Below are 13994 nucleotides of genomic sequence, written 5' to 3' on the forward strand. Positions count from 1 at the left end.
ACTTAACCAAATGATTAGCTTACTCCAGCATAACTCGACTTACCTATACGTCACCATGAGACGATATTAAACAATCTAGTCGATTTGAATAGCATCTTCGTATCCCACGTTTATTACATTTGTTTTAAAAGGCCAAATAAAAAAAGAGCACCATTAACGGTGCCCTCCAAAAAAATCAATAACTATATTCCGACACGGATCTTAAACGGTCGTATACTTCCCGCGGCAGCGTATTCCCTTCAGCTTCAAAAGCAAGCCACACCGCTCCCACAACCGGCTCAATCTCGAGCTTAACTAAGAATGCATCTGGAGCACAGCTTTTGACAGCTTGTTCGATATACGGGTGAATAAAACTTGCCTCTCCCCTAGTAAGTACGCTGCCAGCAAGGACAACATCGAACTTGTCCGCCTCCATCCTTAGACGTTGAATGACAGCCCGCGCCGACTTGCCCAGCTCCTCCCCCTGCACTCGCAAAATCGTTAATGCAACCTCATCTCCCTGTTCTGCTGCTTGAAACAGCAGCTTCACCGTTCTAAGCGGAGGTGTCTTATCGTGATTCAAATAATCATTGAACATGCTATCCACACTGTCGTAGCCTTGGTCCTGCAGGAGGAGGTTCGTCAATATAGTCGGCCGCTCGCGCCCATCCCAAGCCCGAATAACCGAGCGGAAAGCTTCAATGCCTAAGTCGCTGCCACCGCCGAAATCTCCGAAAGCATAAGAGAAGCCTCCGCACTGATAAAACTCATTCCGAGAGTTAACCCCCGCGCTGTTCGTCCCGGCACCACAAATCAGTACAACGCCATACGGCTGATCCGTTCCCGCTCGAAGAGCTATCGCTGTATCGCAATTTACTTCATGCTTCGCAAATCCCAGTTCTGCGATCATGGGTCTCAATATTTCATAATCCGCTTCCCTGTCAGCACCAGCCAAACCAAAATAAGCGTACTGAATGTCGCTGCGTACTACATTTGCTTCTTGTAATGCCATCTCAACCGATTCGCGTATGTTGCGTTTGGCCGCCTCATAATCAACCTGATGATTGCCGTTCCCGCTATTCCCTTTTCCTACAATTCTGCCCGACTCATCTGTAATCAGCGTGTACGTCTTGCTGCCGCCGCCATCTACACCCAAGTAATATTTCAACGGATACACTCCCTTGATTTCATGTTTGTTATTGCCTCAAAGAAGTTGTCTCCCGAATAACCAGCTCAGGGCTCAATTGAACAGTAACATTTCTTTTGGCTGCACCGCTTATGCTCTTCAGCAGCAGTTCAACCCCCATCCTTCCAATTTGCGCGGCCGGCTGGCGCATCGTCGTCAGCTTCGGGTGAAACTCCGTGGCAAGAATCTGATCATCAAATCCAATGATCGAAATTTGCTGAGGTATTCGAATTCCCTCAATTATAAAAGCATTCATAGCGCCGAGCGCCATATTATCATCGGACGCGAATATCGCAGTCGGCAGTCTGCCAGCGTCCATCCAGCCCCGAGCAATTCGGTAACCCGTAGATATTTCAAAATCTCCTCGCTCCACGCAGAAGGGTGTTATGCCCGCTTCTTCCAATGCAGCATAGTATCCTCGTTCACGCTCTCGACTGCTCAGAAACAGCTCTGGACCACTAATATGCGCGATATCCCTGTGTCCCAAATCGATTAAATGTTTGGTTGCTTCATATCCACCATAAAAATTGTCTACGATGACAGAGGTTGCTGGCGAATTCATCTGCTGATTATCGAGCATGACAAATGGAATTCGGTTTCTCTTAAGCTCTAATACGTACTCATCCTCACGTATGGGTGACAATAAGATGACGCCATCGACACGGCCTTCCTGAAACAATGATCGATGGATGTGATCATCCTCCTCTGTTGAAATCGATAATGCAAGAAAATAGCCGTTTTCCGCAAGCCGATCATTAACCTCCTTTACGACCGCATCGAGAAACGAGTCATGCAAAGTTGTTAACGCTAGTCCAATTATGCCTGTTTTTCCTCGTGCAAGACTCCTTGCAGACGCATTAGGGTGATAATCAAGCTCCTTCATAGCCTGAAGAACCCGTTCCCGGTTGCTCTTTCTGACACTTGGCAAATTGTTTAATACCCTTGATACCGTCACAATGGATAATCCTGATTTTTTGGCAACGTCCACAATGCTTACCTTCATAAGAACGCCTTCCTCAGACTAGTAGTAATCACGCTTTGTATAAAATGGAGGGGAGCAGCCTAAATCGCCCCTCCCCTTAACCCATTATTTATTCACTCTTGCCAAAAGATCCTTCAGCTTCTGTTCAATGACTGGCAGCACATCCTCAACCTTCTGCTTTCCGTTCTCTACACCTGAAAGTTCATTGATGAACAGCTCATTGATTTGAGAGTAATTGGAAATCAAATGATTGTACGATTCGAAGCCGTATTTATAAGCGCCTTCAAATACTTGTTTAATGCCAGCTGGATCGATGCCTTCAAAGTTGCTGTAATACTTTTCTGCAGCTGCTTGGTTGACCGGAGGATTGCCTCCGCTAAGCTCGATCGATTTCTCCTGAATTTCAGTTGTAACCAAGAACTTAATCCACTCCGCAGCTTCCTTCGGATGTTTCGAATCCTTAAGTACAAATAATGGATCCACGTAAAGCACGCTCCGCACATCGCCTTTTGGACTTACTGGAACCGCAGCAACACCTACTTTAAAGTTGAAATCTGCAGCGGCAGCAAGGCTCCATGAACCAACTATAGACATCGCGATTTTACCCGATAGGAACGGATCACCGAATTGCCCGGATACGGATTGGGAGAATGCTGGCGTTGGCGACACTTTCAAATCATGAATGAGACCATAAAGTGTTTTGTACGCATCAATAACATCAGGCTTAGTTAGATTTATTTCTGAAGGCTTACCGCCATTTGTCCATGTGTCATCGGAGTAGACATTTGCACCAAAATATTGAGGACGTTGGTCACGTTCACCAAATCCAAAGTCGACGCCATATTGAGCTTCCTCCAAATTTTCAGAGTCTACGGTCAGCTTCTTCGCATATTCGACCATTTTGTCGAAAGTCCAGCTTTTATCCTCATAATCGGTTGGAGGGTAAGGAAGTCCCGCTTTATCAAAAAGATCCTTGTTGTACAGCATGACGGTCACGTAGCTATTTAACGGAATACCATAGGTTTTACCATCAACCTTGTAGATGTTCATTACATCTTCAGGAATATTGTAGTCCGCTGCTTTGAAGTCTTCAAAATAAGGGGTCATATCCATCAGCATATCTTTATTGTAATATTCCATAAAACCGCCATAGCCCCAGTGAGAGGTTACGTCCGGGGCATTTTTCGCGGCAATAGACGATTGCAGCTTGGAATCAAACTGTTCATAAGGTGCTTTAGTCACTTTAACTTTGATGTTCGGATGTTTCGCTTCAAACTCTGGAATCAGCTTCTCTACAAACGTTCTGTCCGGCGAATCAATCGTATAATGCGTAATCGTTACCTGCTTTTCTTTGCCGGAACCCTCGTTTCCGCCGTTTGAGCAAGCGGTTGCAAACATCGATAATGCGAGAATAGCGGTAATGGATAACCATTTCTTGTTCTTCATTCTAATTTCCCCCTTGGTTTTATTAGATTTCATACAAGCAAGCTAAAACGCTTAAAAAACTATTTAATGCCTGTAAGTACGATTCCCTCAACGAATCTCTTCTGTGCTACCGCAAACAACACGATAATTGGCAGTACGGAAAGAATCGAAGCGGCCATCAGTAAATTCCAAGGCGCTAAACGAAACTTCGATGACAGCATAGCAGCCATCCCTACTGGAAGCGTGAAGTTCTCCTGCGAATCTAAGTAAAGTACAGGGGTGAGCAGGTCATTCCAACTCCAAATGAATGAAAATATAGCAACCGTAGCGAGCGCCGGTCCTGCTAAAGGCAGCGTAATATTCCAGTACAGTCTAAACTCGCTGCAGCCGTCAATCCGCCCGGCGTTATAAAGCTCGTCAGGCAGCGTAGAGAAAAACTGTCGCAATAAAAAAATCATATAAGCTGACCCAAAGAAAGCGGGAAGGATGAGCGGCAATAACGAATCATGCAATCCAAGATTCATAAATAATAGGAACTGCGGAATCATAATCGCTGGATAAGGAAGCATCAATGTGCTGAGCACTAGCATGAACATCAGCCCGCTGCCTTTTCCCTTATATCTAGCAAATCCAAAAGCAACGAATGATGAAGAAAGCACCGTTCCAATAACTGTGAATAGGCCAACAATCAAGCTGTTCTTATATTGCTGTCCGAATTTAATTTCGGTATTGGTAAACAATTCACGGAAATTTTCCCACGCAAACACTTTTGGAATGATTGTTGGGGGAAACATAAGCATTTCTTTCGTCGTCTTCAGGGATGTCGAGAGCATAAACCAAACCGGTGACAGCATCGTAATCGTTACCGCTAATAAAATTAGAAATCCGACAATTTGCGAAAGCTTTAGCTTTCTTTTGACAATAATTCGCTTTGAGCTCGCGTCATGGGTCACTTCACTCATTTACTGCCCCCTCCTTCGTAGTAAACGTAACGTTTCGACGTCCTCATAATAAAGTAGGTGACAACGAGTACTGCAACGAGAAGGATCCAGGCCATGGTTGACGCGTATCCGTAGCGGAAATTTTTGAACGCATTGATGTAAATGTTGTACACGTAAAACCATGTAGAGTAGTTCGGTCCGCCACGCGTGATGGTATAGGCCTGTGTAAACACTTGGAAGGATTCAATGACACCGATGATAAGCTGGAACAGAAAAACGGGCGAAATCATTGGAAAGGTTACGTTCCAAAATGTTTTCCACCGGCCAGCACCGTCGAGCCTTGCTGCCTCCAGCAGATGAGCCGGCACACCTTGGAGCCCTGCTAGGAAAATAAGCATACCTGCGCCGAGTCCCCAGAACGACATAATGATGAGCGCCCACAAAGCGTAATTCTCATCCAGGAACCAGTGAATGGGGTCAATTCCGAAAAAAGATAATCCATAGTTGAACAATCCCGCCTGTGGATTAAATACCCAAAACCATAATAAGGCCATGGATACGCCTGAAATCATACTTGGAAAATACATCGCTGTTCGAAAAAAACCGTTAAAAGGAATCTTCTGATTAATCAAGATTGCAAACATAAGTGATAAAAACAACGTAATAGGAACACTAATAAGCGTGTACTTGAGCGTAACCATTATCGAATTATAAAACTGTTCATCCTGAAAGAGCTCTTTGAAATTGTTTAATCCTACGAAAACAGGCGGGTTAATGATATCGTAGTCTGTGAAGCTGTAGTACAAAGATGCGCCTACTGGATATAAAGCAAATATGAGAAAACCAATAATCCATGGCGATATAAATAAATAAAAGTGTTTGTTTTCCCGTCTCTGAAATTTGCTGTTCTTCAGTAAAACCGCCCCCTTCCATTTGGTTTCCTATTCCTTTTGGCCTTAAAGAAGCAAATTTAAAAAACTCTTAATCGCTCTCTTGTATGTCCCCTTTTTTCCACCGTTGCTTTGCTTGTGCATTTCTTCAAAATCGCTTTTTCAAATCACCTCTTTTTCTCTCTGTTATTGCTTTTCATTCACGAAAGTTAAACCGCTTTAATATTCAACATGAGTTTATACCGACATTCAAAATATGTCAATTAATATTTTTTTTGTTTATTATGGATTATAGATTCCCTTTACCTAGTACAAAAACGCACGGTTTCTGTTTTTGTCTTTACTTGTCTCTTATAAGTATCAAACGTATATTTTGTCGTATATTTTGTTTAAACGTTTAAACTTTATTATGTGAAAGCGCTATTCAATTATCGGGTTTTAATTTAGTATAGGCAGAAGTAATTTGAAAACTCGTGTTAAAATGAGATAATAAAGATGAATGCGATTGTTTATCATAATACACGGTAACTCCATATCGAGGGCTTAATAGCATAGAAGAAATGAGATGAAGTGGAATGAATAAGGAAATTAAAATCTTGGCTATTTCGGGGAGTCTTCGTCAAAACTCCTCAAATACATCGCTAATGAAGGCTGTCATCGGATTAGCCCCCGCAAACATGAAATTTACTATTTATGGCGGGTTAGGCGACCTTCCGCATTTCAACCCTGACATGGATATAGATGAAGGACCGGTGCCTGTCAGAGAGTTGAGAGCACTTCTTGAGGAAACGGATGGCGTGCTTATATGTACACCCGAATATGGGAACGGTGTGCCTGGCGTTTTGAAAAACGCACTGGATTGGCTTGTATCCACAACGGCGTTTATGAATAAACCTACAGCGGTAATTAGTGCCTCACCTACTCCAATGGGCGGGGACAAAGCTCATGCTTCACTTCTGCTTACTCTTAAAATGATTAATGCTGATATTGTTGAGGGCGGGACATTAATTATTCCACATATTACTTTGAAGCTAAATAAAAGAGGCATAATTACCGATTCCCAATTAAAGCAGGAGTTAATAACCGCGCTTCAATCACTTGAGCAGGCTTGCCACTAGGCTTAATAGCGACGCAGCCAAAATAAATAGAAAGAGCCCGCGCAATCACTATACAAATAGTAATTACGCGGGCTCTTTTGCACATTATTATTAAACTTAACGCCCTCTAGGCGCTCCCGTCGATTTCCTCACCATTAACTCCGGATCAAACTCCATGATCGTATTTCTTTTTGGAGAATCCTTGATTAGCTTCAGCAAAATATCCACACCCTGCCGCCCAATTTTCTCAAATGGCAAACGGATGGTTGTCAGCGCAGGATGAAATTCTTCCGCATAGATCTGGTCATCGAAACCTACAACGGATACATCTTGAGGAATGCGAACCCCTTCATTTTTGAAAGCATCCATTACACCAAGTGCCATAAAGTCATCTGCTGCGAATACCGCTGTAGGCAGCTTGCCTGCATCGATCCAGCGCTTGGCAATGGCGTAGCCTGAAGGAATATCAAACGATCCTTGCTCCACTTCAAAAGGCTGCAAACCTGCTTCTTCGAGCGCGAACATAAACCCTCTCTCACGCTCACGGCTGCTCAGAAACGGATCTGGTCCGCTAATATGAGCAATTTCGGTATGTCCAAGGTCAATGAGATGTTTGGTTGCATCATATCCGCCTTTGAAATTATTAACAATAACAGAAGGAACCGTCGGATTGCGCTGCTGATTATCAAGGATGACAAAAGGAATCTTCCGCTTCTTCAGCTCCATTACATATATATCTGCATTAATTGGCGAGAGCAAAATAACTCCATCTACACGGTCCTCTTGAAACATCGAACGATCGAATGAATCCTCGTCCCCCTGCGAGATGGAGAGTGCCAGGAAATAGCCCTGCTCTGCCAAGCTATCATTAATTTCTTTGACTACAGCGTCAAGGACAGTATCATGCAATGTCGTCAAAGTTAGACCGATAATACCGGTTTTGCCGCTTGCAAGACTGCGGGCTGAGGCGTTCGGATGATAGTCCAGGTCCTTCATGGCCTGCAACACTTTTTCTTTATTTTTTTGGCGCACGGATGTCGACTTATTAAGAACTCTGGATACCGTTACAACCGACAATCCTGACTTCTTGGCAACATCGAATATACTAACCTTCATTGATGAACCGCTCCTGTTAAACGCAATTTACATAAACATACCACATTTACCACTAGATTTCACATAAGTTGAGACTTTATTAGAGTAAATTTATGTTTTATTCCATTGACAGGTCTATATTCAGGTTTTGTCCGTAAAAGGCACCTCATATCCCTGCTCAATTGTGGAGCGGCATATAAAAGCTTTGCATTAATTGAATAGAAAAAAAGAACCGTCACGCGGAAGGACGGTCCTTTTGTAAAATCTATTTCGCTTCGACTATGAATGGTTTAATTGGTGAAGCAAGCCGTTTAGCATTTCGTCTGTGAACGCCCCTTGGCTAAAGGACACCAAGCTGCGAAGAGGCATAAATTTCATCATCGCGGCCATCATGTCTGCCATTTCATTCTCCTCAGACATCAAGATTCCCATTCCTGCTTGAACCTGCTGCATAATGCCTTGCACGATTGGACCCTTCTCCGTATCGCTTATTAAGTCACCGAGAAGGCTATTGCGATGATACACAACTTTCAGAGGGACAGTGGATTGAACGCGCAGCGTCTCGCCTAGGATAATATCCTCCGATGAACGCCCAATAAGAACAGCAAAGTCTCCGCTCTCGACATGCCAGTCTTTTAGAGCAACATTGTAATAAGCGAAAGATCGTTTATCCAGCGTAAACGTTATCTTCTTCTGCTCTCCAGGCTGCAGCTCTACCTTGGCAAATCCTTTCAGCTCTTTCTCCGGCCGAATCACGGTGCTCTCGACATCTTGAACGTACAGCTGAACGATTTCTTTGCCGGTGCGTGTTCCTGTGTTCTTAATCGTGACGTGAACGTTTACCGTTTCCGTATCCTTTATTTCCTTGCTGTCTATCAACAGATTTGTGTACTCGAATGTTGTATAGCTCAGACCATGCCCAAACGGAAACATCGGCTTAACGCTCTTTGAATCATAGTAGCGATATCCGACAAAGATGCCTTCCCGATACTCCGCATGATCTGCCTCGCCTGGATAAAATAGAAATGATGGATTGTCGCTTAGCTTAGCAGGAAATGTCTCTGCCAGCTTGCCGGATGGATTCGCTTCTCCAAACAGAACGTCAGCAATTGCACCGCCAACCGCTTGCCCTCCTAAGTAAGCCTCCAAAATGGCTCCCACCTCGTCAGCCCAAGGCATCTCGATAGCCGAACCATTCATAAGGACAACAACGACGTTGCTTTGCACACTCGCTACAGCCTTAATCAACTGATTCTGATTACCCGGCATATTTAGATGTTTTCTATCGTATCCCTCAGATTCATAACGGTCGGGAAGACCCGCAAATACAACAGCCACATCAGCTTCGCCAGCAGCCTTCTTCGCTTCTTCCACGAGCGCATCATCAATATTATCGTTATCCAGCGAGTAACCCTCAGCATAAACAATGAATGACGAGTCTCCAGCCAGCTGCTTCATTTCCTGCAGCGGATTATCGAGCGCAGTCGGCACGATATGCGAGCTGCCGCCGCCTTGATATCTAGGTTTTTGAGCAAATGCGCCAATGACCGCCACTTTTTTCCCTTTGCTGAGCGGCAGCAGCTGTTGTTCATTTTTCAAAAGCACCATACATTCACTAGCAACCGTGCGAGCTAGCTGATGATGCTCTCCCACATTGTAAGAGGCGTTCTCTTTTTTCTGATCAACACTCATGAAGATAATTCGAAGCAGTCTTGCAACAGCTTGATCGAGCAATTCAATGGAAAGCTTGCCGCTTTGAACGGCCTCTATTATTTTTTTGTCGCCACTGCCGTTGCTGGAAGGCATTTCTAGCTCAAGCCCCGCTGCAAGCGCATCTACTCGCTCATCTACCGCACCCCAGTCGGAGACAACAAAACCTTCATGGCCCCATTCTTCCTTCAAAATATCCGTTAACAAAAATTCGTTTTCCGAAGCATACGTTCCGTTTACTTTGTTGTAGGCGCTCATGACCGTCCATGGCTTTCCTTTTTTCACCGCACCCTCGAAGCTTGCCAAATAAATTTCACGCATCGTCCGCTCGTCGACAATCGCATCGACTGACATTCGGCGGTGTTCTTGATTGTTGAGTGCAAAATGCTTGAGTGAGGTGCCAACACCTTGGCTTTGTACCCCTTGAATATGGCTTGCCGCCATTTCCGAGGATAGGAAAGGATCTTCAGAAAAGTATTCAAAGTTCCGTCCGCATAGCGGCGTCCGCTTGATGTTCGCGCCTGGCCCAAGTAAAACAGCCACATCCTCTGCTTGGCATTCCTCGCCAAGAGCCACGCCTACCTTTCCAACCAATTCACGGTCCCAAGAGCCGGCAAGCCCTGCCGCTGATGGAAAACAGGTAGCAGGAACGCTATCAAAAATACCTACATGGTCAGAAGAACCCTTTTGCTTACGCAGCCCATGAGGTCCATCCGTTACCATTACAGAAGGAATATGAAGTCGTTCAACACCCTTTAGATGCCAGAAATCGAGCCCCGAGCACATACCTGCTTTTTCTTCTAAAGTCATTTGGTCAATAAGCGCTTGAATATCAATTTTCATTTAAAATCCTCCTCTATTATGTTTCTCATTACACCTATGTTTAGACGCCTTAAGCTCTGAATACAGCATTAGGATTCTCATGCCTAGCCGTACTAAAGAGAATGCTGCCTGCGATAAATAGGACAATAAATGCAGGATGCTCGCCGAAGTTTTCAAAAAACTGTCCAAACAAGGAGTGTTCCTCGTTATATATCGCTTTGGACAAGCTCAAATCAGCAAAACTAAAAACGATCATGACTGCGACCCACAAGAGCACAAATCCCCAAATAAAGAGACGCATTCCTTTCGATGTCATATCCATACCCCTTTTCGAAAAATGTACATTACAGCAAGCGCTTACATTTATTCAAAAAAGATAGAAGCTGCGACTAAACCATTACTTCCAGCATGGTCATGCCTCATTTTCAAATTCCCCCTCATCCCCATTGTTACATCCCAATACGTTGATTATAAAATGCCAATTCCACAAAATATGGTATAAATTTCAGAAAAATAGTATTTTAATGAGATGTTGTGAAAACAGAAAAAAAGGAGCTCCTTTAAAAGGGCTCCTTGAGTGCCAGAATAGCGATTATACTTTTCGTACCGTTTGAAGCTGTACTAATCTCCGAAATTTAATATAAGAAACGACTCGCCATGGGATGACGTAGAAGAACGCTAAAATCATAAACAAAGCAGCCAGCGTTTGAGGTTCAATTGTGGACATGTAATGGTGAAGCTCGAAACGAATAGCAATGACAACAAGAAAAGCGACGATGAATCCCCAGTTCTTCTTGGCGTATATAAGATGATTATCACGAATTTCATAGTTCGTGGTCCATATTAGCGGAATCGAGAGGATAATACCGATAGCCGCAGCAATCAAAAATTCGTAAAACGGCGCATGGACGTTGGAATTAAATATCAACAGCAGACCCGGCAGCATAAATAGAATCGGGTACAACAGCCTTTTGCCGTCTCCTCGAATGGGGCGGTAAAAGCTTCTTGTTCGTCTCCACAGCACGAGGGCAGCAATGACAATGACAAACACATAAAATGAGCTATCCATTTCAACACCGCTTTCTACAAATTAAATATTGAATTTCCATAATTTATATTATACCTACTCGAAGGAAATACCTGCAATACGATTCCTTTGGATATAAAGGGATCACTATGTGAAGTATATGCTGCACGCATACTCTCCGCCAATTATATATATTTAATATATATAATTACTGCATGCAATACTCACGGTTTGGCTATGTAAAAGGGACTATTGTCTATCTCTTTTGCGCTATAATCCTTTAGGTCTCGAGTTGCCTTCTGTTGGAACCTTTGTCGAAACGATTGTATTAAACATAAATATATTTAATATATAGTTTAGGTACTGCCGTATGCGCATTAGCGAAGCCGCCTAGGAAGGAGGGAATGGAAAAGGCGCTATGACGATGGTATTACCCAATCAGATGAGACGAGGTGTAAGATCGTGATTCGAAAACTTACTGTCACATGTCTGGCTATCGTATGTACGCTGTCTTTAACGCTTGGCGCTTCAGCACCAGCTGCAGCAACTGCGGAATCCAAATCCGGCAATAGCTCCATTAGCTGGCCAAACAAGCAAGCGCTTCCATCCTTTGCAACCCCCAAAAAACTAGATGTAGCTGATATTTATGATGCGCCAGGGGACATTAAGCTTCTGCTTGCAACGCTGCAGGGTATCGTTAACCGTGAGGAGCCTCGAATATATCTGCTGGAAAACCAAGAAGAAGGCAAACTGACCTGGCTAAAAGATTTGAAGGTTCCCTACAATGTGCATGCAGATTACTGGGATATCGTCAAAAAATATAAAAAAGAAGTAAAAGGCATCATTGTTTACGATCCAAAGGTCGCTGATACCGTCAATGTAGCGACTACTCTTGCTGGGTTAAAAGATGCCGTTGTCGCTAGCCCTGCTCTCGCCGCGCAGTTGAAAGCAGCACCATTTAACCTAAAAGTGCTCGATGATTTACAAGGCAAATTCAAAGACCGTTTGGATGCTTACACATGGCAATATGAGAATCTATGGGCCAAATCGACACATCGGATGTTAGTTGGATTAAGCCCTGACACATCCGTTAGAATACCTCCCGGACTCCCTGAATCGTTCAAGACCATTGCGGAGGACACCACGCAGGAGCGCGATGGCAAAAATAAAAATACGTATGAGCTGGATTTGACGAGCAATTTGGGCAAGGAATCCGTATTTCTTCGCTTCGAGGRTGCTTTCCCTCAGGATGGCTGGGGATCCGCCGTTCATGAAGTAACCGTGAAGGCAGACGGGCAAACAATCGCGCAGTTTATTCCAGGTACGCCTGAGGAAGAGGCGTTTCTGTACGACCGTCAAAGCTCTCAAGTATCAACAGGACAAGGCGGACACCGATTTGCAGACAATGGCCGATACTTCGTCTATAAGTTTACGCCGCCTGCAGGTACAAAGCAGTTAACTGCCTCCGTCCTTATGTGGAATCAATTTAAGGTATCGGCAGGCAATATCCAGCCGCCAACCTCAGACCAGAAGGAGCCTTACGGCTACCTCCGTGATTATGCAGTTGCGAATAAAGCGATGGTGTTCTGGCTTGATTCCAACGTGCCGGAACAGAAAGCGCTTTTCGAAAAAATCTTATCAGGCGTCAAGCCAGGCACCCCTTACTTAGGCTGGTTCAATAATGACGTTGAAGGCGAATTCAGCTCCGTAGAAATTACATCCAATTACAGTGTCTACGTGCTTGCGGCCGACTGGTTCAGCAACTTAACGGTTTTCTCGGGAACAAAGGCAAAGGCAGTCAAAGCCAAAACGCCTAAGGCCCCTAAGCTTGCAAATAAAATTTACGTCACGTATACCTTCAGCGAGGGCGACAACTTCCAATACAATCAGCATAGAATGCGTATCCTATGGGATGATCCTGCTCGCGGAAAAGTACCGATCAACTGGACATCAAGCCCACTTCTTTATGACGGCGCACCCGCTATTCTGAACTATTTTCAAAAGACAGCAACAGAGAATGACCTCATCATTGCTGGTCCTTCTGGATCAGGATACTTCTACCCGGAAGCATGGCCGGAAGCCACATTCTCTGATTTCCTTAAGCAGTCTTATACGTATATGAAGCAAACAGGAATGACCGTTCCGTATGTGCTGAATCGTGTGAACAGCGAGAATGTTCCGCTCAGCGCATCAAAGGCAGCTGCCTATGAGAAGTTTTACAAGGCAAAAGGACTATTCCTAAGCTGGGAAGATCATTATGGTGTCGAAATTATAAACGGTACACTGCCCGTATCCACGATTCAAGGCATAAGTACCGTACAAGACGGGAAAAACATTTTGGCAGCAGCCAAAGCAAAATGGGATGGCAAATCACCATTGTTCGTATCACTCGGGCTGCTCGCATGGAGCATGACACCTTCTGATGTTGTGGCGATAACAGAATCGCTCGGAYCGGAATATCAAGCTGTACGGGCTGACCACTACTTCTCACTTATCCGCGATTACAACAAACTGCCGGCCAAATCGCAGCTAGCGGAGGACGAAGACGAGGATTAGATTTAAAATGTACGTGGCTTTTGTTAAAAGTGGAACCAAAAAGGGGCTGTCCCATAAGCATCAAGCTCGCTGAGGAATAGCTCGCTTTGAACGGGAGTATTGGTAGCAGTACAGGAGAGCTATTCCTGTACTGCTATTTTTCTATTCTGGTCTATGCTTGCTTCATAGGATTATGGGCAAGCGAAAGCCACCCGACCTCCAGACTTACCTTAGGTAAGCTGCGAAGCAGAAACGCCGGAATCCTTGGTTATTCTTTATCTGTCCTAAAATACTTTCGGGTTCAA

Annotated in this window: 11 protein-coding genes and 1 pseudogene; 2 read left to right on the forward strand and 10 right to left on the reverse strand. The window is 44.4% G+C overall.

Annotation, left to right across the window (positions count from 1 at the left end; all coding sequences use genetic code 11):
• Positions 1–175: 175 nt before the first annotated feature.
• The 5 genes from AB4Z45_RS25670 to AB4Z45_RS25690 all read right to left on the reverse strand — a co-directional run bounded on the left by AB4Z45_RS25670 (position 176) and on the right by AB4Z45_RS25690 (position 5427).
• Positions 176–1147, reverse strand: a complete 972-nt coding sequence (locus AB4Z45_RS25670) for an N-acetylglucosamine kinase (protein ID WP_441912424.1) — start codon at positions 1145–1147, stop codon at positions 176–178.
• Positions 1148–1175: 28 nt separating this feature from the next.
• The gene (locus tag AB4Z45_RS25675; RefSeq protein ID WP_441912425.1) at positions 1176–2168 is read right to left on the reverse strand and encodes a LacI family DNA-binding transcriptional regulator; all 993 of its coding nucleotides are present in this window, start codon (positions 2166–2168) and stop codon (positions 1176–1178) included.
• Between the two features lie 84 nt (positions 2169–2252).
• Entirely contained in the window at positions 2253–3593 is a 1341-nt protein-coding gene (locus tag AB4Z45_RS25680) for an ABC transporter substrate-binding protein (protein WP_441912426.1), read from the reverse strand.
• 59 nt (positions 3594–3652) lie between these two features.
• Positions 3653–4534, reverse strand: a complete 882-nt coding sequence (locus AB4Z45_RS25685; protein WP_441912427.1) for a carbohydrate ABC transporter permease — start codon at positions 4532–4534, stop codon at positions 3653–3655.
• Complete coding sequence (locus AB4Z45_RS25690) at positions 4531–5427, reverse strand: carbohydrate ABC transporter permease (RefSeq protein ID WP_076268610.1); 897 nt, start codon at positions 5425–5427, stop codon at positions 4531–4533. Before AB4Z45_RS25690 ends, AB4Z45_RS25685 begins: the two co-directional genes overlap by 4 nt.
• 551 nt (positions 5428–5978) lie before the next feature.
• Between AB4Z45_RS25690 and AB4Z45_RS25695 the strand changes: the two genes are divergently transcribed.
• Positions 5979–6521 (forward strand): NADPH-dependent FMN reductase, encoded by a 543-nt coding sequence (locus AB4Z45_RS25695; RefSeq protein ID WP_441912428.1) that lies wholly within the window; start codon positions 5979–5981, stop codon positions 6519–6521.
• Between the two features lie 96 nt (positions 6522–6617).
• Here AB4Z45_RS25695 and AB4Z45_RS25700 read toward each other — a convergent pair whose 3' ends face one another.
• From AB4Z45_RS25700 to AB4Z45_RS25715, 4 genes are all read right to left on the reverse strand, one after another.
• Positions 6618–7616 (reverse strand): LacI family DNA-binding transcriptional regulator, encoded by a 999-nt coding sequence (locus tag AB4Z45_RS25700; RefSeq protein ID WP_076268612.1) that lies wholly within the window; start codon positions 7614–7616, stop codon positions 6618–6620.
• A 258-nt stretch (positions 7617–7874) separates the two neighbouring features.
• Complete coding sequence (locus AB4Z45_RS25705) at positions 7875–10148, reverse strand: glycoside hydrolase family 3 C-terminal domain-containing protein (RefSeq protein WP_441912429.1); 2274 nt, start codon at positions 10146–10148, stop codon at positions 7875–7877.
• Positions 10149–10197: 49 nt separating this feature from the next.
• Entirely contained in the window at positions 10198–10443 is a 246-nt protein-coding gene (locus AB4Z45_RS25710) for a hypothetical protein (RefSeq protein WP_441912430.1), read from the reverse strand.
• 276 nt (positions 10444–10719) lie between these two features.
• Complete coding sequence (locus AB4Z45_RS25715) at positions 10720–11196, reverse strand: CcdC family protein (protein ID WP_441912431.1); 477 nt, start codon at positions 11194–11196, stop codon at positions 10720–10722.
• Positions 11197–11616: 420 nt separating this feature from the next.
• On the opposite strand from AB4Z45_RS25715, the gene AB4Z45_RS25720 reads away from it, so the two are divergent.
• Positions 11617–13710, forward strand: coding sequence for a GxGYxYP domain-containing protein (locus AB4Z45_RS25720; protein WP_441912432.1), 2094 nt, complete (start codon positions 11617–11619; stop codon positions 13708–13710).
• 151 nt (positions 13711–13861) lie between these two features.
• On the opposite strand, the pseudogene AB4Z45_RS25725 reads toward AB4Z45_RS25720, so the two are convergent.
• Positions 13862–13994 (reverse strand): annotated as a pseudogene (locus AB4Z45_RS25725) (transposase); the annotation flags it as partial.

Origin of the sequence: Paenibacillus sp. MCAF9, assembly GCF_052114265.1 — a bacterium.
Taxonomy (GTDB): domain Bacteria; phylum Bacillota; class Bacilli; order Paenibacillales; family Paenibacillaceae; genus Pristimantibacillus.